This is a genomic window from Paenarthrobacter sp. MSM-2-10-13, from assembly GCF_011605365.1.
Lineage (GTDB): Bacteria > Actinomycetota > Actinomycetes > Actinomycetales > Micrococcaceae > Arthrobacter.
In genome coordinates, this window is the sequence record NZ_JAAOXO010000006.1 from 15,028 (window position 1) to 35,122 (window position 20,095).

23 protein-coding genes, 7 tRNA genes and 1 riboswitch are annotated in these 20,095 nt (G+C 61.8%); of the genes, 20 read left to right on the forward strand and 10 right to left on the reverse strand.

The window, feature by feature from the left end:
- Positions 1–16: 16 nt before the first annotated feature.
- The 9 genes from HAV21_RS13070 to HAV21_RS13110 all read right to left on the reverse strand — a co-directional run bounded on the left by HAV21_RS13070 (position 17) and on the right by HAV21_RS13110 (position 4,047).
- Positions 17–1,234, reverse strand: a complete 1,218-nt coding sequence (locus tag HAV21_RS13070; RefSeq protein ID WP_142939439.1) for a benzoate/H(+) symporter BenE family transporter — start codon at positions 1,232–1,234, stop codon at positions 17–19.
- A 185-nt stretch (positions 1,235–1,419) separates the two neighbouring features.
- Entirely contained in the window at positions 1,420–1,653 is a 234-nt protein-coding gene (locus tag HAV21_RS13075) for an antitoxin (RefSeq protein WP_014921420.1), read from the reverse strand.
- A 95-nt stretch (positions 1,654–1,748) separates the two neighbouring features.
- Positions 1,749–3,203 (reverse strand): amino acid permease, encoded by a 1,455-nt coding sequence (locus HAV21_RS13080; RefSeq protein WP_166842016.1) that lies wholly within the window; start codon positions 3,201–3,203, stop codon positions 1,749–1,751.
- Between the two features lie 179 nt (positions 3,204–3,382).
- Positions 3,383–3,458, reverse strand: a tRNA-Gly gene (locus HAV21_RS13085).
- A 57-nt stretch (positions 3,459–3,515) separates the two neighbouring features.
- Positions 3,516–3,590, reverse strand: a tRNA-Val gene (locus HAV21_RS13090).
- 23 nt (positions 3,591–3,613) lie between these two features.
- Positions 3,614–3,686, reverse strand: a tRNA-Gly gene (locus HAV21_RS13095).
- Between the two features lie 57 nt (positions 3,687–3,743).
- Positions 3,744–3,818, reverse strand: a tRNA-Val gene (locus HAV21_RS13100).
- A gap of 39 nt (positions 3,819–3,857) precedes the next feature.
- A tRNA-Cys gene (locus HAV21_RS13105) sits at positions 3,858–3,928 on the reverse strand.
- 46 nt (positions 3,929–3,974) lie between these two features.
- Positions 3,975–4,047: transfer RNA gene (locus tag HAV21_RS13110), tRNA-Gly, on the reverse strand.
- Between the two features lie 250 nt (positions 4,048–4,297).
- Between HAV21_RS13110 and HAV21_RS13115 the strand changes: the two genes are divergently transcribed.
- The 16 genes from HAV21_RS13115 (at position 4,298) to hisF (ending at position 16,238) form a co-directional block, all read left to right on the forward strand.
- Positions 4,298–4,369: transfer RNA gene (locus HAV21_RS13115), tRNA-Val, on the forward strand.
- Positions 4,370–4,521: 152 nt separating this feature from the next.
- Positions 4,522–4,689 (forward strand): hypothetical protein, encoded by a 168-nt coding sequence (locus HAV21_RS13120; RefSeq protein ID WP_160147655.1) that lies wholly within the window; start codon positions 4,522–4,524, stop codon positions 4,687–4,689.
- A gap of 12 nt (positions 4,690–4,701) precedes the next feature.
- Positions 4,702–5,574, forward strand: coding sequence for a cytochrome (locus tag HAV21_RS13125; RefSeq protein ID WP_142939437.1), 873 nt, complete (start codon positions 4,702–4,704; stop codon positions 5,572–5,574).
- A gap of 70 nt (positions 5,575–5,644) precedes the next feature.
- The gene (def, locus tag HAV21_RS13130; protein WP_142939436.1) at positions 5,645–6,217 is read left to right on the forward strand and encodes a peptide deformylase; all 573 of its coding nucleotides are present in this window, start codon (positions 5,645–5,647) and stop codon (positions 6,215–6,217) included.
- Positions 6,214–7,134, forward strand: a complete 921-nt coding sequence (gene fmt, locus HAV21_RS13135; RefSeq protein WP_166842017.1) for a methionyl-tRNA formyltransferase — start codon at positions 6,214–6,216, stop codon at positions 7,132–7,134. The genes def and fmt overlap by 4 nt, the downstream gene beginning before the upstream one ends.
- Positions 7,131–8,699, forward strand: a complete 1,569-nt coding sequence (locus tag HAV21_RS13140; protein WP_166842018.1) for a transcription antitermination factor NusB — start codon at positions 7,131–7,133, stop codon at positions 8,697–8,699. The genes fmt and HAV21_RS13140 overlap by 4 nt, the downstream gene beginning before the upstream one ends.
- Before the next feature lie 46 nt (positions 8,700–8,745).
- Positions 8,746–9,420, forward strand: coding sequence for a ribulose-phosphate 3-epimerase (gene rpe / locus HAV21_RS13145; protein WP_142939433.1), 675 nt, complete (start codon positions 8,746–8,748; stop codon positions 9,418–9,420).
- Positions 9,421–9,498: 78 nt separating this feature from the next.
- A riboswitch (FMN riboswitch) is annotated at positions 9,499–9,654 on the forward strand.
- Between the two features lie 89 nt (positions 9,655–9,743).
- On the forward strand, positions 9,744–10,448 hold the full coding sequence (pnuC, locus tag HAV21_RS13150) for a nicotinamide riboside transporter PnuC (protein WP_166842019.1): 705 nt from the start codon (positions 9,744–9,746) through the stop codon (positions 10,446–10,448).
- Complete coding sequence (gene ribD / locus HAV21_RS13155; RefSeq protein ID WP_166842020.1) at positions 10,445–11,584, forward strand: bifunctional diaminohydroxyphosphoribosylaminopyrimidine deaminase/5-amino-6-(5-phosphoribosylamino)uracil reductase RibD; 1,140 nt, start codon at positions 10,445–10,447, stop codon at positions 11,582–11,584. The genes pnuC and ribD overlap by 4 nt, the downstream gene beginning before the upstream one ends.
- Positions 11,584–12,210 (forward strand): riboflavin synthase, encoded by a 627-nt coding sequence (locus tag HAV21_RS13160; protein ID WP_166842021.1) that lies wholly within the window; start codon positions 11,584–11,586, stop codon positions 12,208–12,210. Before ribD ends, HAV21_RS13160 begins: the two co-directional genes overlap by 1 nt.
- A complete protein-coding gene (ribB, locus tag HAV21_RS13165; protein ID WP_166842022.1) occupies positions 12,210–12,905 on the forward strand; it encodes a 3,4-dihydroxy-2-butanone-4-phosphate synthase in 696 nt (231 codons plus the stop codon). The genes HAV21_RS13160 and ribB overlap by 1 nt, the downstream gene beginning before the upstream one ends.
- On the forward strand, positions 12,902–13,606 hold the full coding sequence (gene ribA, locus HAV21_RS13170; protein WP_142939428.1) for a GTP cyclohydrolase II: 705 nt from the start codon (positions 12,902–12,904) through the stop codon (positions 13,604–13,606). Before ribB ends, ribA begins: the two co-directional genes overlap by 4 nt.
- A gap of 17 nt (positions 13,607–13,623) precedes the next feature.
- On the forward strand, positions 13,624–14,109 hold the full coding sequence (gene ribH / locus HAV21_RS13175; RefSeq protein WP_166842023.1) for a 6,7-dimethyl-8-ribityllumazine synthase: 486 nt from the start codon (positions 13,624–13,626) through the stop codon (positions 14,107–14,109).
- Between the two features lie 104 nt (positions 14,110–14,213).
- The gene (locus HAV21_RS13180; RefSeq protein WP_018778638.1) at positions 14,214–14,477 is read left to right on the forward strand and encodes a phosphoribosyl-ATP diphosphatase; all 264 of its coding nucleotides are present in this window, start codon (positions 14,214–14,216) and stop codon (positions 14,475–14,477) included.
- A gap of 84 nt (positions 14,478–14,561) precedes the next feature.
- Entirely contained in the window at positions 14,562–15,422 is an 861-nt protein-coding gene (hisG, locus tag HAV21_RS13185; protein WP_142939426.1) for an ATP phosphoribosyltransferase, read from the forward strand.
- Between the two features lie 39 nt (positions 15,423–15,461).
- The gene (gene hisF / locus HAV21_RS13190) at positions 15,462–16,238 is read left to right on the forward strand and encodes an imidazole glycerol phosphate synthase subunit HisF (protein ID WP_166842024.1); all 777 of its coding nucleotides are present in this window, start codon (positions 15,462–15,464) and stop codon (positions 16,236–16,238) included.
- 58 nt (positions 16,239–16,296) lie between these two features.
- Here hisF and HAV21_RS13195 read toward each other — a convergent pair whose 3' ends face one another.
- Entirely contained in the window at positions 16,297–16,941 is a 645-nt protein-coding gene (locus HAV21_RS13195; RefSeq protein WP_166842128.1) for a TIGR03085 family metal-binding protein, read from the reverse strand.
- An 89-nt stretch (positions 16,942–17,030) separates the two neighbouring features.
- On the opposite strand from HAV21_RS13195, the gene hisI reads away from it, so the two are divergent.
- The 4 genes from hisI to HAV21_RS13215 all read left to right on the forward strand — a co-directional run bounded on the left by hisI (position 17,031) and on the right by HAV21_RS13215 (position 20,095).
- Entirely contained in the window at positions 17,031–17,447 is a 417-nt protein-coding gene (gene hisI, locus HAV21_RS13200; protein ID WP_166842025.1) for a phosphoribosyl-AMP cyclohydrolase, read from the forward strand.
- 58 nt (positions 17,448–17,505) lie between these two features.
- On the forward strand, positions 17,506–19,089 hold the full coding sequence (locus HAV21_RS13205; protein WP_166842026.1) for an anthranilate synthase component I: 1,584 nt from the start codon (positions 17,506–17,508) through the stop codon (positions 19,087–19,089).
- Positions 19,086–19,691, forward strand: coding sequence for a Trp biosynthesis-associated membrane protein (locus tag HAV21_RS13210; RefSeq protein WP_142939422.1), 606 nt, complete (start codon positions 19,086–19,088; stop codon positions 19,689–19,691). The genes HAV21_RS13205 and HAV21_RS13210 overlap by 4 nt, the downstream gene beginning before the upstream one ends.
- Before the next feature lie 131 nt (positions 19,692–19,822).
- Positions 19,823–20,095: an HGxxPAAW family protein gene (locus tag HAV21_RS13215; RefSeq protein ID WP_142939421.1), complete on the forward strand. Its 273-nt coding sequence runs from the start codon at positions 19,823–19,825 to the stop codon at positions 20,093–20,095.

Consider the following 20,095-nt stretch of genomic DNA (forward strand, 5'->3'; position numbering starts at 1 on the left):
AGGCCTGCTGCGCGATTCAACCCTTCTGAACAGGTTCGCGGCTCTTCAGCAGCCAGCGAACCGCTATGCCGCCTGCCAAGGCCCAGAAAGCAGCGCCGATCCCGGCAACGCTCAACCCTGAGGCTGCCAGCAGGAAAGTGATGCAGGCCGGGATGCGTTCCTCGGCTACCGCCAGTGCTGATGAGATGGACGAAGCCAGCGTTCCCAAAAGAGCGAGCCCTGCAACGGTTTCCAGGAGTCCGGGCGGGGCGGCAGCCACCAGGGTGACCAGGGCGGCGGAGGCAGCGGCCAGCACCAGATAAGCGATGCCTGAGACGAACGCGGCGATCCAGCGCCTGCCATGGTCCTTTCCGGCCTCTTCACCAGCAGCCAGGGCTGCGCTGAGGGCGGCCAGGTTGATCGCATGGCCACCGAAGGGTGCTCCGGCGATCGTTCCAGCTCCCGTCACGAGCATGGACGGCCGCCACGGCGTGGTGTACCCAAAGGATTTGAGGACCGCGACGCCGGGAATGTTCTGCGACGCCATGGTCACGATGAAGAGCGGGAGCGCCAGTCCTACCGCGGCTCCGACGGTAAATGCAGGCGTGGTCCACTCCAATCTTGGTAAAAGACTGCCTCCGGATACCTGAACACCGGTGGTTGAGATGTGGATGCCGATGACAGCCAGGGCCACCAGCAGCGATGCCGGAACCGACCACCGTGGTGCGAATTTCATCAGGATCACCCAGCACAACACCACCGGCGCGATGAACAGGGGCGCTGATCCCAAAGATTTGAAGGGTGCAAGGCACAAGGGCAGCAGCACCCCGGCGAGCATCGCCTGCGCCAAAGCCGTAGGGATCTTTGCCATGATCCTCCCCAAGACGGGCAACAGTCCCGTGAGGAGAATCAGTACCCCCACCATCAGGAACGCACCCACAGCAGCCGGCCACCCGCCGTCGACCATTCCGGCAGAGGCGAGCAGCGCGGCACCTGGTGTGGACCACGCGAGTGTTACCGGCATCCGGGACCGCCACGACAACCACAAGATACCCAGTCCAAAGGTGAGGGTCAGCGCCAGCAGGCCGCTGGATGCTTGCGCTTGATTGGCGCCTACGGCCTTCAAACCCGCAATGACCACTGCGAACGAGGACGTGAAACCGACTAAAGCGGTGACAACACCTGCGGTGACAGGCGGGCCCAGCGTCTCCTTAGGGGCGCGGCTTTGGACGGCACGGGTTGAAGCTGAAGGCATAAGGTCCAAAGTACCTGACCTGGTGGAAGTCTCCCGACCGGTTTCGTGGCTGCCGCCTGGGAAACGCCCAACGCTAGGGGCATCGCTTAGACGCCAAGGGCGCCGCTTAAACGCCAAGGGCACCGGTGGCGCCTCTCGGCGGGACCGGTGCCCCCTTGACGTATCTGGTACGGCGGCTCAGGCAGCTACGGCTGCTTCGGCTCATCCGTGACGGGAGCCTGTCCAGGCTGACCGTCGTTCTTGGCCACGAAGTCGGAAGCGGCATTCTGGACTTTGTCGACGTGACCGGCGTACTTACCGCCCGTCTTCTGATCCACAAAATCCCCGGCCTTTTCGATGCCATTCTTGATGGCTTCTTCGTTGCCTTGAATGAGACCCTGAGCCTTGCCCTTCAGGTCGTCAATTAAACCCACGGGCACCTCCCTTCCATCGCGGAGCCAGTTCGCTCCTCCGCGTCCGACCCTAACACCAGTTCTGCGGGGTGCCAAGGGTTCTGCGGAGGCCTGTGGACGAACTACGCCAACGGCTTACTCTCAACCTTGTGGCGCGGGCTGTTCGGGTTCATGAGGGAGTGCCTGCGGCCATAGGCGAAGTAGATGATCAAGCCGATGACCAGCCATGCGCCGAACCGGACCCAGGTTTCCCAGTGGAGCTGGAACATGAGGAACGCCGATGCCAGGACGCCGAAGGCGGGGACTGCCGGCATGAACGGCAGGCGGAAGGTGCGCGGGGCGTTGGGCTTGGTGTAGCGGAACACGATCACGGAAATGCAGACCACCACGAAGGCAGCCAGAATGCCGATGTTGGTGAGATCGGCAACTTCCTTGATGGGGAAGACTCCGGCGAGGAATGCCGAGGCAACACCGGCGATCCATGTGACGCGCTGCGGGGTTCCGTGCTTGTCAGTCTTGGCGAACCAGCCCGGGAGCAGGCCGTCACGGCTCATGGAGAACCATACGCGGGTGACACCCAGCAGGAATGTCAGCATCACGGTGAGGATGGACAGGACCGCGAATACCGAAATGATAGTGGCGATCACAGGCAATCCGACGCCGGTGAATGCAGATGCGAAGCCGGCCGTGGGATCAATGTCCTTGTAGTTCTGCATGCCGGTGAGTACGAGGGTTGCGGCAACGTACAGAAGCATTGCGACGATCAGCGACAGGATGATGGCCTTGGGCATGTGCTTTTTGCCGTCCTTGGCCTCTTCCGCAGCTGTGCTCATGGCGTCATAGCCGAAGACGGCGAAGAAGACGGTGGCGGCACCGGCCAGGACGGGCCCAAAGCCGCTGGGCATAAACGGGTTGTAGTTCTCGGTGTTGATGTAGAAAATACCCAGCCCGATAATGAACAGAATCAGGATGACCTTGATGGCGACTGCCACCAGTTCAAACCGGCCAAACGCCTTGGTGCCACGGCTCAGGATCCAGGTGACCAGGAGGCAGACAAGGATGGCCGGAAGGTTGATGATTCCGCCCTTGCCCTCATCGGCCGTGGACGTCATCCAGGTGGGCATATGGATTCCGATGCCTGAAAGGAAAGCATCGAAGTAGCCGGAAATGCCGATAGCCACCACAGCCACAATGGCGATGTACTCCAGCAGGAGGTCCCAGCCGATGAACCAGCCGATGATCTCTCCCAGAGCTACATAGCCGTAGGTGTAGGCCGAGCCGGCGCGGGGGATCATGCCGGCAAACTCGGCGTAGGACAGTGCTGCTGCGCCGGAAGCGAGGCCGGCGATGAGGAACGAGAAGAGCACGGCAGGGCCAACGCCGGGGTTGCTCTCGCTGCCATGGGCTACCAGCCCGGCCAGCGAGAAGATGCCGACGCCGATAATTCCGCCGACGCCAATGGCTGTCAGCTGCCAGAGGCCAAGACTTTTGAAAAGCCCGCTGTGTTTGTTTTCTTCCTCGATGTCGTCGATCGGCTTGCGCCTCAGGACGGACTGTGAAGCCGTCTGTTGGTTCATGGGGGTACTCCTGCCGGTGGGCGTGGAACGGTGATGAGCTCGCAGTACATTATGCGAGCCGAATCACATTAGATAAAGCGACTTCTTCTGAGGGGTATCGGTTACTTCCATTAATGAATTGGATATCCGCAAAATCCGGGCATAAAAAAAGCAGCTCCTGGGAGCTGCTTTCTTTATTCTGGAGCGGACGACGAGATTCGAACTCGCGACATCCACCTTGGCAAGGTGGTGCTCTACCAGCTGAGCTACGTCCGCACATGCTGCCTGCCGGGTATAAGCCTGGCTGTCAACAACAAACAAGTTGCCTTGTTTTGGTGGGCGATACTGGGATCGAACCAGTGACCTCTTCCGTGTCAGGGAAGCGCGCTACCGCTGCGCCAATCGCCCGTTACCGGGTCCTTCAATAGGAGAGCGGACGACGAGATTCGAACTCGCGACATCCACCTTGGCAAGGTGGTGCTCTACCAGCTGAGCTACGTCCGCACATGCTGCTTGCCGGGTTGATGCCCGGCCTTCAACAACAAACAAGTTTCCTTGTTCTGGTGGGCGATACTGGGATCGAACCAGTGACCTCTTCCGTGTCAGGGAAGCGCGCTACCGCTGCGCCAATCGCCCATGCATCCAGCCAGCTGCTGGAAGACATGGTTTTCACCGAGGTGGGTACGGGATTCGAACCCGTGTATACGGCTTTGCAGGCCGCTGCCTCGCCTCTCGGCCAACCCACCGTGTAAGCAGATTTCCGAAGAAGTCTTGCCTTGACAGTGCCTTGCGAGCGGACGACGAGATTCGAACTCGCGACATCCACCTTGGCAAGGTGGTGCTCTACCAGCTGAGCTACGTCCGCAGTGTCGTTATCGGCGGGCAGCCTTGCAGGCATTCCGTCGCTTTCCGACGAGTAAAAACTCTATAGGAGGTTCCTGCAAACTCCAAATCGGTAGCTTGCTTTTGATCGCAGTGGCGGCTGGATCCTTGTATTCACGCGGATTTAGGCGAATTTCACCGCTGTAATTTCACTGTTGTAGTTCGAGGGCGGTCTGAACATCAGGATCCGTTTTGCATTCCGGCGATGGTCCGTTAGTGTTTTCTATGCACCCGGGCGATTGGCGCAGTGGTAGCGCGCTTCGTTCACACCGAAGAGGTCACTGGTTCGAACCCAGTATCGCCCACAGCCTGTATGCAATGGTTAAACCCCGTTTGGACTGACTGAGTCGGTCCGGACGGGGTTTTTCCTTATTCAGCTGTTTTCCAGTGCAACCCGTATGCCTGCCCGATTTCTGGTTTCTGCGTCACGATTCACGTGCACGCGACACCCATCAGCATGCACGAACAAGAGGAGCCGGAACTGCTCCCGGCCGTCACGGAAACTGCCGCCCGCCTTGTAGATCTCTCAGCGACCGCGCCGATCCTCGCCGGCAAGCTGGCCAGGCTGCCTCCTGAGCAGCTTGCCGTGATCTTTCCGCGGATGAATTCTGTCGGTCCTCTGTGACACAGTCTTTATATGACTGCTCCACTGCTTGCCCACGCTACTGACTACGGCCGGATGTACGCCCGCTCCACCACTGAGCAATTTTCTGTGCCGTCCATCACCACAGTGATCGGACAACAGGCGCATGCTTTGGACGGTTGGTTCAGTTACATGGGCGCAAGCAGCCTGGCTGCAGATCCTGAGCTTCCGGCCATCCTCGGAAGTCCTGCCAGGATTCGTCAGGCCATCAACAAAGCCTCCAAGGCCGCCGAGGTTTATCGGGATGCAGCTGCAGCACGCGGGGATCGTGTTCATACATACTGCGAACAGGTGGCCCTGCGGGCCATGGGGCGGCCGCACCGTCTGGAAGAATGCCGGGAAGACCTCGCCGCCCATGGAGAACAGGCCTTTGCTGCCCGCTTTGATGAGTGGTGGGAACTCTACCGGGTAGAGCCCCTCGCGCCCGAGATCACGGTGTGGAACAAAACGGTGGGTTATGCCGGAACGTTGGACCTCGTGGCCCGGATCAACGGCCGCATCTGCCTGATTGACTACAAAACCAAAGGCACTACCCGCGACGGTACGGTCAAAGCCTTGGATGACAAAGTGGTCATGCAGCTCGCGGCCGGGATGAAGGCAGAGGAAAGTCTGGTGGATCCTGTTGCAGGTGAATGGGAGCCGTGGAAGTACGGCGATAACCCCATGTTGCTGGCAGTAGCTATCGGCGAGACCGAAGTCAGGCCGCAACGGGCCAATCCGGACATCCTCAAGCACCACTGGTGGAAGTTCTGCGCCTTGCGGCGCGTGTGGGAGATGTCAGCGGACGTTGTCGCGGCCGGACAGCCGTTGCTCCCTATTGCTCCGCCCGTCTTCGCTTCAGCAGGCGCCGCACCTGCAGCAACATGACCTCAACTAAACTGGCCTAGGCCCCGTAACAACCGGAGCCTGGTTTGACGATCGTGAGGACTGACAGCAGATGGCAATTTTGAGTATCCGAATCATCGGGGATCCGGTGCTGCGCACCGTAGCTGACCCCGTCACCGATTTCGGTCCGGAGCTCGCCAAGCTGGTAGCTGATATGACCGAAACCATGGAAGACGTTGAAGGTGCCGGCCTCGCCGCTCCTCAAGTGGGGGTAAGCCAGCGGGTGTTTACGTACCGCATTGGGGGAGTGGAAGGACACATCATCAATCCGGTCCTGGAAAACAGTGAGGATTTCCAGCCGGACGAAGTAGAGGGTTGCCTCTCCATTCCCGGTTTGGGCTTTCCCGTGCGCCGTTACCGGGCTACCAGGGCTACTGGCGTGGACTTGAACGGGAATCCGGTGTCGGTGGAGGCGGAGGGCATGTTGGCCCGTTGTTTCCAACACGAGACAGATCACCTTGACGGCGTCCTCTATACCGACAGGTTGGAAGGGGACGACCGAAAGGCCGCCCTCCGTGCCATCCGGAACGCCAACTATCACGCCATCACGGAGCAAACAACCTCCCAACGCGCCAACTCCGTGGGCTCCAGTTTCGGCGGCGGTAGTTTCGGAGCTCCCGAGTGAGGGTCCTCTTCGCAGGAACGCCCGCTGTGGCTGTGCCGTCGTTGGATGCCTTGGTTAAGGCTGGCTTCCAGATCGTTGCGGTCCTCACCCGGCCTGATGCGCCCGTGGGCCGCAAGCGCGTTCTGACGCCTTCGCCGGTTGCTGCACGAGCCATGGAACTTGGTATCGAGGTCATTCGAGCGGCAAAGGTCGACGCGGAAACCACACAGAGAATCGCGGAATTCGCTCCCGACGTCGCCGCAATCGTTGCTTACGGCGGCATTGTTCCCAAGGCCGCGCTGGGTGTACCCGCACACGGCTGGGTCAACCTGCACTTCTCCCTCCTCCCTGCATGGCGCGGTGCGGCGCCCGTGCAAAGATCCATCATCGCGGGCGATGACGTCACCGGGGCGGCTACTTTCCAGCTTGAAGAAGGCCTGGATACCGGGCCTGTATTTGGCACACTCACAGAAACAGTTCGTCCTGAAGATACCGCGGGTGATCTGCTCGAGCGCCTGTCCATCAGTGGCGCGGTACTGCTGAGCCAGACCCTTTCCGCCATTGATGCCGGGCAGGCTGCTCCTCAGCCGCAGACCGGGGAGATCTCCCTCGCCCCCAAGCTGACGCTCGACGACGGTCGTCTCGACTGGCAGCAGCCGGCCCTTGCCTTGAACCGCCGGGCGCGAGGAGTTACCCCTGAACCCGGAGCATGGACAACCTTGGACGGCCAGAGGGTCAAACTTGAACCCGTGACTCTCCGGCCCGATATCAAGGATCTTCCGCCGGGGAGCATCAAGGTGGACGGCAAGTCGGTTCTGGTAGGTACCGGTTCCCATGGAGTGGAGCTTGGCCGGATCCAACCGGCCGGTAAGAAAATGATGTCGCCTGCCGATTGGGCGCGCGGCCTGGCAACACCCGAGAGAGTGGTATTCGAATGAGCGAGTCCGGCCGGCGAGGCCCCAACAACAGCGGGAGCCGGGACGGCGGCGGGGCGGGCAACCGGGACTCACAGGGTAACCGTGGCGCCCGCAGCGAAAGCAAACGCAACGCGCAGGGCCGGGAACGGAACAGGGGACCGCAAAGGGGTTTTACCAATAACGCTCCTTCGCAACGCACACGTCGCGCTGATCCAGCCCGGCTCGTGGCCTTTGAAGTTCTTCGGGCGGTTGCCTCCGAAGACGCCTATGCAAACTTGGTGCTGCCGGCACGTATCCGCGAGCACCGCCTGGACCGGCGCGATGCTGGCTTCGCCACTGAATTGAGCTACGGGGCTTTGCGCGGGCAGGGTACCTACGATGCCATCCTGGCCCGTTGCGTGGACCGTCCCTTGGAGCAACTGGATCCGGCCATCCTGGATGCGCTGCGAATCGGCGCCCACCAGCTGCTCTCCATGCGTGTTCCGGCGCACGCAGCGCTGGATCAGACCGTCGGCCTAGCACGCGCCGTCATCGGAGCCGGACCATCGGCCCTCATCAACGCCGTACTTCGCAAGGTCACTGCCCACACCATGGGCGAGTGGCTGGAGATCGTGCTGGATGACGAATCCGACGAGACAAAAATTGCTGCCCTGCGCCACGCCCACCCGGAATGGATTGTCCGTGCACTCCGCCAATCCCTGGTGAACCACGGTCGCCCCAAATCCGAGATTGATGCGCTCTTGGAGGCCGATAACGCGGCCCCGGTGGTTAACCTGGTGGCGTTGCCCGGTCTTGGAAACCTGGATGAGGCTTTCGATCATGGAGCTACAGCAGGTGAGCTGGTGGAAGATTCAGCTCTTTCAGCCGGCGGGGACTTGGGCCGTTTTGAATCGGTCCGCCGCGGTACTACGCGCGTCCAGGACGTGGGATCCCAGCTGGTTGCCCGTGCTTTGGCTGGAGTTGAGCTGGGCAATTCTCCTGCACAGAGTGAACGGTGGTTGGACTTGTGCGCGGGGCCCGGTGGCAAGGCTGCGCTCCTTGCTGCCTTGGCGCACCGCGACGGCGCTACCCTCCTGGCCAATGAGCCGGCACCGCACCGGGCCAAACTTGTTCAGCAGGCACTCTCGGCTGTGCCGCATGAGGCGTGGACAGTGCGGACCGGCGACGGCCGCGAAGTGGGTGCGGAGCAGCCCGAAACTTTTGACCGCGTGTTGGTGGACGTACCTTGCAGTGGACTTGGTGCCCTGCGAAGGCGGCCGGAATCCCGGTGGCGCCGCTCTCCCGCGGACATCGGTGACCTGGGTCCGTTGCAGCGTGACCTGTTGAAGTCCGCGCTTGATGCCGTCAGGCCCGGTGGCGTGGTGGCGTATGTGACGTGCTCGCCGCATCCGGCCGAGACCACGGCCGTTGTTGCGGACGTGCTTGCCAAGCGTGAGGACCTTGAACTGCTGGACGCCGGGCAGGCGTTGGACGATGTCAGCCTTACCGGAAATCTTGGTGCAGGTCATGACCTCACGGCCCAGCTATGGCCGCACGTTCACCAAACGGATGCCATGTTTATGGCACTCATCCGCAAAAAGCCGTAGCTGCCGTAACCCGGTTTCCCATTCCCACCCACCCGAAGGGGCTGCTTTGTCTCAGTGCTGTATCAACCCGAGCATCCTGTCAGCGGATTTCGTCAACCTTGAGGCGGAACTGCAACGGATCAGCAATGCCGATGCCGTCCACGTGGACGTTATGGACAACCATTTTGTTCCCAACCTGACGCTGGGCCTGCCCGTGGTGCAAAGGATCCAAGCAGTCAGCCCGGTTCCGCTGGACGCACACTTGATGATCTCCGACGCCGACCGCTGGGCGCCTGCCTACGCGGACGCCGGCGTCGCGTCGGTGACGTTCCACGCCGAAGCTGCCATGGCGCCGGTCAAGCTGGCCCGCGAACTGCGCGCCAGGGGGTCCAAGGCCGGCATGGCCTTACGTCCCGCTTCACCCGTGGAGCCTTACCTGGACATGCTCAGCGAACTGGACATGCTGTTGATCATGACCGTGGAGCCCGGATTCGGGGGTCAGGCATTCCTGGACATTACGTTGCCCAAGATCCGGCGTGCGCGGGCAGCGATTGAGGGGTCGGGGATCGGCGTCGCCATCCAGGTGGACGGTGGTATCACTGAGGAGACCATTGCGCGCGCGGCTGAAGCCGGCGCGAACGTCTTTGTTGCAGGCTCGGCCGTGTACGGGCATCCAGATCCCGCGGAGGCGATCGAGAAGCTTCGTGCAGCAGGTCAAGCCGCTGCTTGGACAAACGGCTGACGACCGTCACCACATGTTACGAAAATGGCCCGGGAATAGCCCGGACATCTTTGTAGTTGTGGCAGAATAACAACACACATACGTGCTCCGGGGTCGGTGTAAGTCCGAACCGGCGGTTATAGTCCGCGACCCGCGAGCCACTGGAGTCCAAGAAATTGGACGTTCGGTGGCAGACGGTTGAACTGGTGAAATTCCAGTACCGACAGTTAAAGTCTGGATGGGAGAAGCACGTACAGTCATGCCTTGGGCGTCCCTTTCGCGACGCCCGGCACTGCGCTGTCGTACACCCCCGGAGTCATCGCGGCTTACTGGGAAGGAACGGCATGGACTTTCTGCGATGGCTCTTCGAAGCACAGATCCCCGTTGGAGGATCTGCTCTTGTCTTACGCGAAGTGCTTGGAAACATCTTTGGGCTCCTCAGCGCCCTCGGCGGTATGCGCCGAAAAGTCTGGGCTTGGCCAATCGGCATCGTGGGTAACATCCTCTTGCTCACGGTCTTCCTGGGCAACGTATTCGGTGCCGCAGCACCGGCCACGCTGTGGGGACAGGCCGCCCGCCAGATCATGTTCATCGCAGTGGCTGTTTATGGCTGGTACCGGTGGCAGCAAGGCCGGCAGTCGGGTACCCAAGGGCGTGCAATTGTCCCCGGTTGGGCCAGTAACAAGGTCCGCTTCGCGCTGATTGGTGCGATGGTGGCGGGCACGGCTGCACTGACGCCCGTGTTCGACGCCCTTGGCTCCTATCCGCCCGTCTGGGCAGACGCATGGACCTTCATGGGGTCCCTGCTGGCAACCTACGGCATGGCACGTGGATGGACTGAATTTTGGTTGATTTGGGTGGCCGTTGACATTGTGGGAGTGCCGCTGCTGTTCAGCGCAGGCTATTACGCCAGCGCGGTGATGTACCTGTTCTACGGCTTCTTTACCCTCACCGGGTTCTTCGTGTGGTGGCGGGCCGAAAAGCGCGAACGTGCCGGCCGCGACGCCGAGCCCGTAGTCGCTGCTGTGTCCGCGGGGGCCCTCCAGTGAGCTTAGACAATACGTTTTACACGGCAGCAGAAAATGCGGCCATGGAAGCCGCATTAAAAGCTGCACTTGCCGGACCGCGGGGAGCCAACCCGTTGGTAGGGGCGGTCATCCTCAGTCCGGAGGGAAAGCAACTGGCAACCGGTTATCACCGAGGGGCCGGAACGGCCCATGCCGAAGCCGACGCGATCTCCGAAGCCCGGAAGAACGGCGTCGAGACTGCAGGAACCACCATGGTTGTCACGTTGGAGCCCTGCAACCATGTGGGCAGAACCGGGCCCTGCGCCCAGGCCATCATTGACGCAGGCATCGCAAGGGTGATCTACGCCGTCGACGATCCCCATGATCCCGCCGCGGGGGGTGCGCGCACGCTCACTGCCGCCGGCATTGACGTCAGGTCCGGGCTGGAAGGTAGCAGGGCACTGGACCTGAACCGTGACTGGTTCGACGCCGTTGCGGCGAAGCGTCCCTTCGTCACCTTGCATATAGCCCAGACCCTGGACAGCAGAATTGCCGCTGTGGACGGCACCAGCCAATGGATCTCCTGTCCGGAGTCGCTTGCTGACAACCACGGACTGCGGGGCCTGATCGACGCGATCCTGGTAGGAACCGGGACGGTGCTGATCGACAACCCGCGATTGACGGCGCGGACACCGGAGGGCGGGCTCTCGGCCCACCAGCCCCTCCGTGCAGTCATGGGTTTGCGGGAAGTCCCTGAAGATGCTGCAGTCCGGGGAACCGACGGGCGTTTCCTTCACCTGCCCACGCGGGATCCGGCGGAAGCCTTGGGCCTGCTGTTCGAACAGGGGGTCCGCCACCTCATGGTGGAAGGAGGCTCCTCCATTTTGAGCACTTTCCTTGCCGCGGACCTGGTGGACGAACTGATCGTCTACCTCGCTCCCACGTTGCTCGGATCCGGTACCCCGGCACTTCACGACCTCGGTATCACCACACTTGCGGACGCCCAGCACTGGTCCTGGGACGACGCCGGTGGCGGCGCTGTCCGGATTCTGGGCAACGACCTTCGGCTACACCTGCGGTCACCACGGGGCGCCGCCAGCACTATCAAGAATTCGGTTTCGCAGAAAAATGTGGTTCTTCACGGAGAAGCTGCGGAACATCTCACAGGAGGAAACTGATGTTTACGGGAATCGTTGCCGAGCAAGGCACTGTGCTTGGCATTGAGCATGATGGCGATGCCAGCGCAACATTGAGGCTGAAAGCGCCTACCACGGCAGACGGCTTGCCCTTGGGTGGCTCCATTGCCGTCAACGGGGTGTGCCTGACCGCCACGCAGATCGAGGGCCAGGACTTCAGCGTGGACGTCATGGGGGAGACCCTCGTCCGGACAACCATTGGCGAGCTGACGGCGGGAGATGCCGTAAACCTGGAACGCTGCGTTCCGGCCGGCGGACGGCTGGACGGGCACGTTGTCCAAGGCCATGTGGACGGTGTAGGTGAACTGCTGGAACGCGAGCCGCTGGGGAACTGGGACCGGCTGAGGTTTGGAGTGCCGGCCACGCTGGCACGGTACATCGCCGAAAAGGGTTCGATCGCCGTCGACGGTGTTTCATTGACCGTGACCGCGGTCAGCCCCGCCGCAGAAACGGCGCCGTGGTTTGAAGTAGGTCTGATTCCCACTACGCTGGAGGAAACCGGCTTGGGCGCCAAAGCGGTGGGTGGCCGGGTGAACATCGAAGTTGATGTGTTGGCCAAGTACACCGAACGCCTCCTGTCCTTCGCGCCCCGGCAGGGAGGCAACTGATGAGCGCTCCCGCCAAAACAACTCCGGCCGGAACGGGACGTACAGGCCTGGATCCTGTCGAATCCGCCATCGCCGCCATGGCCGCCGGCAGGGCAGTGATCGTGGTGGACAACGAAGACCGGGAAAACGAAGGCGACATCATTTTCGCCGCCGAGCACGCAACGCCGGCGCTCATGGGCTGGACCATCCGTTATTCATCCGGAGTCATCTGTGTTCCCTTGGATTCAGAGCGCGCGGACGCCCTGATCCTGCCGCCTATGGTGGAGATCAACGAGGACGCAAAGGGAACCGCCTACACCGTTTCCTGCGATGCTGCGATCGGAGTCAGCACCGGAATCTCAGCTACTGACCGCGCTTTGACTGCCCGAATTTTGGCGGATCCAAACAGCACTCCGGCATCGATCACACGCCCCGGGCATATTTTCCCGCTGCGTGCGGTTAACGGGGGAGTGCGTGAACGCCCAGGTCACACGGAAGCTGCCGTGGACCTGTGTCGGCTTGCCGGGCTCGCTCCGGTGGGTGTGATCGCAGAGTTGGTACATGACGACGGTGAAATGATGCGGCTGGACAGTCTCCGTGATTTTGCCGCTGAACATGGATGCCCCCTCATCTCCATCGAGGACCTGGTGTCGTATGTTGAGGCGGTAGAGTCCCGGAAAGCACATGTTTCACAGGAGGACGAGGAGAAGCGATGACCGCATCGACCACACGCAGCAGCGACCACACCGGCCCCGGGACTCACCCCGTCAGTGGTGGGCCGATCGTGCAATTGCCTACGGCTTTTGGTGACTTTGTGGCACAGGCGTGGACTGACCATGAGACCGGCCACGAGCACCTCGCCGTGAGTTCCCCCAACCCGCCCAAGGGCGGCCGTGCACCATTGGTAAGGCTGCATTCGGAGTGCCTCACCGGTGATGTGTTTGGTTCCTACCGCTGCGACTGCGGAGAACAGTTGGCCTTTGCCCTGGAGCTCATCCACGCAGAGGGCGGGACCTTGCTGTACCTGCGCGGCCAAGAGGGCCGGGGCATCGGGTTGGCCAACAAAATCAAGGCATATGCGCTGCAGGAAGCCGGCTTTGACACAGTGGAAGCCAACGAACAGCTCGGCCTGCCTGTAGATGCGCGCTCCTACACTGCCGCGGGCCAGATCCTTGCGGAAATGGGACTGCACGAGGTCAGGTTGCTGAGCAACAACCCCGATAAGCAGAACCGCCTCGCCCAAGCCGGTGTCACGGTGGTGGAGATGGTGCCCACCGAGGTTCCCTCCCGCGAACAGAACCTCCGCTACCTGCAGACCAAGAAAGACCGGATGGACCACCGTCTGGCGCTGGACGTCCAGCCCGTCAGCAACGGCAAGACGCCGGCATCCCTGCCCTTTGACAACAACCAAGACTGAACGGATCCCCAGCAACTATGAGCGGCCACGGCGCACCAACTATCGACCTCACCACCCTCAACCCCGAGGAAACCTCACAGCTGAGGTTGGCCATTGTGGCCGCGAGCTGGCACACACAGATCATGGACGGCCTGGTTGACGGTGCCCTCCGCGCAGCCAAGGAAGCCGGCATCGCCGAACCCACGCTCCTGCGGGTTCCGGGCAGCTTTGAACTTCCGGTTGCCGCGGCCAGGCTCGCGCCCCACTTCGACGCTGTGGTAGCCCTCGGCGTAGTGATCCGCGGCGGGACCCCACACTTCGACTACGTCTGCCAGGCCGCGACGTCGGGCCTCACCGACGTCAGCGTCCGCACCGGAGTGCCTGTTGGCTTCGGCGTCCTCACTTGCGACACCGAGCAGCAGGGCATCGACCGTGCCGGCCTTCCGGGTTCCAAGGAGGACAAGGGACACGAAGCAGTGACCGCTGCCTTGGCCACGGCTGTGACACTCAAGCAGTACAGCTAAACGCCTGGATCGAAGGGGATGTGAGTGTGTCTTCACTCACATCCCCTTCGTCATGCAACGCCCCAACAAGCGGTGGTTGCCCCTGAGCAAGTAGTCTGGAGGGCGTGAAGAATTTCGAGACGCTGTTCGCAGAACTGAGTGAGAAAGCAGCGACCCGCCCGGCAGGTTCGCGCACGGTTGCCGAACTGGACTCCGGAATCCATGGCATCGGTAAAAAGGTGGTCGAAGAGGCCGCCGAAGTCTGGATGGCCGCGGAGTACGAATCGGACGAAGCCGCCGCTGAGGAAATCTCCCAGTTGCTGTACCACCTGCAGGTCCTCATGCTCGCCAAGGGCCTCAGCCTGGAAGACGTTTACAAGCATCTCTAGCCACGCCACTCCGCTTGCCTGTTGCGGAGCCCCCTGCGTGGCCAAGGTGCCTGAAAACCTCCATTCCAAAAAGAAAGTCTCCCAATGCTCCGTGTAGCAGTCCCCAACAAGGGATCCCTGTCCGAAGCCGCCTCGGCAATGTTGTCCGAGGCTGGTTACCGCCAGCGCCGCGACACCCGCGAACTGGTCATGGTTGATCCCGACAATGACATTGAGTTCTTCTTCCTCCGTCCCCGCGACATCGCCGTTTACGTCGGCCAGGGAACCCTGGACGTCGGCATCACCGGCCGCGACCTGTTGCTGGACGCAAAAGTGGAAGCCGAAGAACTGCTTCCTTTGGGCTTCGCGCCGTCCACGTTCCGGTTCGCTGGACCGGTAGGTGACTTCACCGGCGTCGAGCAGCTCGAAGGCAAGCGCCTGGCAACCAGTTATGACGGACTTTTGCGCGATTACCTTTCCGAGCGCGGCGTGAACGCCACCGTGGTCCGGCTGGACGGAGCCGTTGAGTCTTCCGTGCGTCTGGGCGTCGCGGACGCAATCGCCGACGTCGTTGAAACAGGTAACACGCTCAAAGCTGCCGGCATGGAGATCTTTGGCGATCCCATCCTGAAGTCCGAGGCCGTGCTGATCCGCCGGTCCGGTTCGGGCGGAGCCGCCAACGGGACAGCCAAGGAAATCGAGATTCTCATCCGTCGACTCCAGGGAGTCCTCGTAGCCCGCCAGTACGTCCTGATGGATTACGACATCCGCAAAGACCTGGTGGAGGACGCGGCTGCACTGACTCCCGGCCTGGAATCGCCCACGGTCTCACCGCTGCGGGATTCGGAGTGGGTTGCTGTGCGGTCCATGGTTCCCAAGAAGGAAACCAACCGCATCATGGACGAGCTCTACGACCTCGGAGCACGCGCCATCCTGGTCAGCAGCATCCACGCTTGCCGCATCTGATCCACGGACAGCAAGCCCAGTAGAACTTAGGAGCAGCACATGGCTGTAGCCGTACGCGTCATCCCATGCCTGGATGTCGATGCAGGCCGGGTGGTCAAGGGCGTCAATTTTGAAGGACTCCGAGATGCCGGAGATCCAGTGGAACTCGCGCACCGGTACGATAACGGCGGGGCCGACGAATTGACGTTCCTGGACGTCACTGCGTCGTCCGGCAACCGCGAAACCACGTTCGACGTGGTCCGCCGCACGGCTGAGGAAGTCTTCATTCCCTTGACCGTGGGTGGTGGTGTTCGTGGCGTGGCAGAGGTGGACAAGCTCCTGCGCTTCGGTGCGGACAAGGCGTCCATCAACACCGCGGCTGTCGCCCGCCCCGATGTGATCGATGAAATCACCCGTCACTTCGGCTCGCAGGTCCTGGTGCTCTCGGTGGACGCGCGCCGTACCCGTGACGGTGACGTCCCGACGTCGTCCGGTTTTGAAGTGACCACCCACGGTGGCCGCACCGGTACCGGAATCGATGCGATCGCCTGGGCCAAGGAAGCCGCCGACAGGGGCGTGGGAGAGATCCTGCTCAACTCGATCGACGCCGATGGCACGAAGGACGGCTTCGACCTTGAACTGATCCGCTTGGTCCGTGCTGCGGTGAACATCCCCATCATTGCTTCGGGCGGGGCCGGCGTGCCTGCCCATTTCCCGCCCGCCGTGGAGGCTGGCGCGGACGCCGTGCTGGCGGCCTCGGTGTTCCACTTTGGCCCGGATGACATGATCGCCCAGGTGAAGACCGCGATTCGTGAGGCAGGCTTCGAGGTTCGCTGATCAGTAGAGCTTAAAAGGCAATGGAGGGTCACCGTGCAGGTGACCCTCCATTGCGCATTTAGAGGCCGATGTCGGCTGACTGCAAGAGCGCGACGGCGTCCGGCTGGCCTTCGAAGGTGACGAGCGCCTGGCTGGTACGTCCATGAGCGTGCATGAGCAGTTCGCCGGGCTCGCCGACGATTGCTACTGAAACGGGGGCTCGCTTGGCTACGTGTCGGGGACCGGTGGGTCGCACAAGCACAATACCGAGGTCTACACCGCGGTAAAGGAACGCAGCGCGCTTGATGAGGTCGTCCCAGAGGGCATCCGAATAGGCTTCGTCGAGTGCCCGGGGTGCCCAACGGTCGCCGGCGCGGCGAATGTCCTCGGTGTGAACAAAGTACTCAATGAGATTGGACGTCTCATCCAGGGCTTTGATCTTCAAGGGGGAGAGGGCCGGAGGGCCGGCGCGGAACGTCTTGATGAGGTCCGCATAGGCTTCAGGGCTCTTGAGCTTGGCAGCGAGTTTGGAGGTGGCCTTCTCCGAGGCCTTGCCCAAACTGGGAATCAGCAGGCCCAAACCCACTGCAATCTTCCGTTCGCGCAGATACAAATGCGCAGCAAGATCCCGCGTCTGCCACCCTTCGCAGAGCGTGGAGGAGTCAGGTCCGGCCGCCAGAAGGGTTTCGGCCAGTACTTCTCGGGAAGGATCGACGAAATGCATCACTTGTGAAACTAGCACGATCGGAGCACTCTTGCGCAGTGGAACCGCCGCAGAATCCGGCTCCCGCCAAAGGCACTAGACTTGATCTGATGTCAGAGCAGTCCGCCCCCAGCCCAACTCCTGCCGCGGAGCCCTCAAGCGAGCCCGCGAGCCCTTTGCCGCAGGAGATCGCCAGCGCCCTGAAACGGGATTCTTCCGGCCTCGTCGCAGCTATCGTGCAGCAGCACGACACCCATGAGGTCCTCATGCTCGGCTGGATGGATGATGAGGCTCTCCACCGCACCATGACCTCCGGCAGGGTCACGTTCTACTCCCGCTCCCGTCAGGAGTACTGGCGTAAGGGCGACACCTCCGGACACGTACAGTTCGTGAAGTCTGTCGCCCTTGACTGCGACGGCGATGCCCTCCTGATCCGCGTGGACCAGATCGGCGCAGCCTGCCACACCGGAACCCGGACCTGCTTCGATGGTCGCGACTTCACAGTTGTTACGGGCCACCGCGACTAAGGCACCCACCACTTTCCACTGACGCACCACCTCAGACAATAAGGCGGAAAACATAGCCATGCAGGACCTTGGAATCATCAGCCCGGGCCTGGAAGAGTTCCGCGAACTCGCCGTCCACAGCCGTGTCATCCCTGTCCGACTCAAGGTCTTGGCGGATGCCGAGACTCCCATTGGCCTGTACCGAAAGCTGGCCAAGGGGCAACCGGGAACCTTCCTCTTGGAATCCGCTGCGGTTGGCGGCGCGTGGTCGCGCTACTCCTTCATCGGTTCCAAGTCCCGTGCCACGCTGACCACCAAAGACGGCCAGGCGCACTGGATTGGTGAGCCACCCGTGGGAGTTCCTGTCTCGGGCAACCCCGTTGACGCTGTGCGGGACACCGTCGCGGCACTCCAAACTGACCGCTTTGATGGGTTGCCGCCGTTCACGTCCGGTTTGGTGGGCTTCCTCGGGTGGGAAGCTGTGCGCCATTGGGAGCGGCTGACGTCCCCGCCCGAAGATGATCTGCAGCTGCCCGAGATGGCACTGAACCTGGTCACCGACATGGCGGTGCACGACAATATGGACGGCACCGTCCTCCTGATTGCCAACGCCATTAATTTCGATGACAGCTCCGAGCGGGTGGATGATGCCTGGCACGACGCCGTGGCCCGGGTGAAGGCGCTGCTGGAGCAGATCAGCACACCGGTTGCCCAGCCCGTGTCCGTGCTTGAAACGGCTGCCCTGGACTTCGCCTCCAGCGTCCAGGAACGCTGGGACGAGGCCAAATACCTGGAAGCAATCGACCGCGGCAAGGAAGCCATTGTTGACGGTGAGGTTTTCCAGGTAGTGATCTCGCGGCGATTCGAAATGGAATGCGCCGCGGACCCCCTGGATGTTTATCGCGTCCTGCGCAACACCAACCCCAGCCCGTACATGTACCTCTTCAGCCTGGAGGACGCGGACGGCCGCGAGTACTCGATTGTGGGCTCCTCACCGGAGGCCTTGGTCACGGTAACCGGACAGGAAGTCATTACCCACCCCATCGCCGGCTCGCGCCCCCGTGGCAAGACGGTGGAGGCCGACAAGGCCTTGGCTACTGAGCTTCTGGCAGACCAGAAAGAGCGCGCAGAGCACCTGATGCTGGTGGATCTTTCACGCAACGACCTCTCCAAGGTCTGTGTGGCCGGAACCGTGGACGTTACGCAGTTCATGGAAGTGGAGCGGTTCAGCCACATCATGCACCTGGTGTCCACCGTGGTAGGCGAGCTCGCCCCGCACGCAAAGGCCTACGACGTCCTCAAAGCGACTTTTCCGGCGGGCACTCTTTCCGGTGCTCCCAAGCCGCGTGCGCTCAGGCTGCTGGACGAACTCGAACCGCACCGGCGTGGCATCTACGGCGGCGTGGTGGGCTACTTGGACTTCGCCGGAGACATGGACATGGCCATTGCCATCCGGTCCGCACTGCTCCGTGAGGGGCGCGCCTACGTCCAGGCCGGCGGTGGGATCGTGGCCGATTCGCACAAGCCTTCGGAAGCCCTTGAAACGGTGAACAAAGCTGCCGCACCTCTCCGTGCGGTGCACACAGCCGGTTCGTTGCAGAACATTTCCGCAAGGTCTGTGCGGAGCGCAGATGAATCCGACACCGGGACGTCGGCTTCATGAGCGCGGCATCTTCAGCACCTTCTGTGAGGCAGTCTCCGCGGTGGGCGCGAAAATCCACTCTGGTTCTGGCCACCACCATCCTTGCGCTGGCCGTTTTTGGAGCCACCACTCAGACCTGGATCGAGGTCCGGCTGGACCCCACTGGTGCCTCCAACAGTGACCTCCATGTCCAAGGAAGCAAAGCGGCTACCGCGGTCACAGCACTGGCTGTCGTCGCTCTGGCGGGCGGCTTGGCTGCATCCATCGCCGGAAAGATAGCGCGCTGGATCATTGCAGTCCTCATTGTTTTGTCAGCTGCGGGGATCATCCTCGCGGCAGTGACCGTCATGCTGGATCCGTTGGGAGCCGCGCAAGGTTCCATAGCTGCAGCCACGGGAGTATCGGGCGGGCAGGCCGATGCAGCAGTTACTGTGTTCCCCGTGCTTGCCATCATTGCCGGTTCCCTTCTGGCGGTCTGCGCTGTTCTCTTGCCGCTTGCGGCTCGTCACTGGACCTCACGGACCAAATATGACGCCGGGACGAGAAGCAAGAAGAGCAACAACGAACCCGTTGACGAGATCGACAGCTGGGACAGCCTCTCGCGCGGAGAAGACCCCACGTAAGCAGTCGCATCGTACTTTCGGGTTCCCCGGCGCAACAAAGCCGACCACACCTGCGATGACGTCCGGCGATGTCCCGGCCGTCGTCAATAAATGGCAGAATGTAAGCAGTATTCATCCTGAGGAGATTTCACATGAGCAAAACCACAGTGTCCGCAAACCAAGCTGAATCCAAAATGGCCAGCCACGCTGACGCCATTGGCCACGGAAACAGCCCGGCTGCCTGGACCTGCGTACTTGTGATGCTGGTGGGCGCCCTGATTTCTTCCATCGCATTTGTCATCGCCAACACCCCGATCTTCGTCGGTGGACTGGTGGTCATGGTTATCGGCCTGATCGTGGGCTTCGTCATGCGCAAGGCAGGCTACGGAGTGGGCGGCAGCAAGCTGCAGAACAACGGTCACTAA

What these genes read in the sequence shown, in the direction of transcription:
- ribB (WP_166842022.1), top strand. Translation starts at nt 12,210, where the DNA reads ATGAGCGCTCCCGCCAAAACAACTCCGGCCGGAACGGGACGTACAGGC.
- HAV21_RS13120 (WP_160147655.1), top strand. Translation starts at nt 4,522, where the DNA reads ATGCACGAACAAGAGGAGCCGGAACTGCTCCCGGCCGTCACGGAAACT.
- HAV21_RS13070 (WP_142939439.1), bottom strand. Translation starts at nt 1,234, where the DNA reads ATGCCTTCAGCTTCAACCCGTGCCGTCCAAAGCCGCGCCCCTAAGGAG.
- hisI (WP_166842025.1), top strand. Translation starts at nt 17,031, where the DNA reads ATGTCAGAGCAGTCCGCCCCCAGCCCAACTCCTGCCGCGGAGCCCTCA.
- pnuC (WP_166842019.1), top strand. Translation starts at nt 9,744, where the DNA reads ATGGACTTTCTGCGATGGCTCTTCGAAGCACAGATCCCCGTTGGAGGA.
- ribA (WP_142939428.1), top strand. Translation starts at nt 12,902, where the DNA reads ATGACCGCATCGACCACACGCAGCAGCGACCACACCGGCCCCGGGACT.
- HAV21_RS13215 (WP_142939421.1), top strand. Translation starts at nt 19,823, where the DNA reads ATGAGCAAAACCACAGTGTCCGCAAACCAAGCTGAATCCAAAATGGCC.
- HAV21_RS13140 (WP_166842018.1), top strand. Translation starts at nt 7,131, where the DNA reads ATGAGCGAGTCCGGCCGGCGAGGCCCCAACAACAGCGGGAGCCGGGAC.
- HAV21_RS13210 (WP_142939422.1), top strand. Translation starts at nt 19,086, where the DNA reads ATGAGCGCGGCATCTTCAGCACCTTCTGTGAGGCAGTCTCCGCGGTGG.
- HAV21_RS13195 (WP_166842128.1), bottom strand. Translation starts at nt 16,941, where the DNA reads ATGCATTTCGTCGATCCTTCCCGAGAAGTACTGGCCGAAACCCTTCTG.
- ribH (WP_166842023.1), top strand. Translation starts at nt 13,624, where the DNA reads ATGAGCGGCCACGGCGCACCAACTATCGACCTCACCACCCTCAACCCC.
- hisG (WP_142939426.1), top strand. Translation starts at nt 14,562, where the DNA reads ATGCTCCGTGTAGCAGTCCCCAACAAGGGATCCCTGTCCGAAGCCGCC.
- def (WP_142939436.1), top strand. Translation starts at nt 5,645, where the DNA reads ATGGCAATTTTGAGTATCCGAATCATCGGGGATCCGGTGCTGCGCACC.
- hisF (WP_166842024.1), top strand. Translation starts at nt 15,462, where the DNA reads ATGGCTGTAGCCGTACGCGTCATCCCATGCCTGGATGTCGATGCAGGC.
- HAV21_RS13080 (WP_166842016.1), bottom strand. Translation starts at nt 3,203, where the DNA reads ATGAACCAACAGACGGCTTCACAGTCCGTCCTGAGGCGCAAGCCGATC.
- HAV21_RS13205 (WP_166842026.1), top strand. Translation starts at nt 17,506, where the DNA reads ATGCAGGACCTTGGAATCATCAGCCCGGGCCTGGAAGAGTTCCGCGAA.
- HAV21_RS13160 (WP_166842021.1), top strand. Translation starts at nt 11,584, where the DNA reads ATGTTTACGGGAATCGTTGCCGAGCAAGGCACTGTGCTTGGCATTGAG.
- HAV21_RS13125 (WP_142939437.1), top strand. Translation starts at nt 4,702, where the DNA reads ATGACTGCTCCACTGCTTGCCCACGCTACTGACTACGGCCGGATGTAC.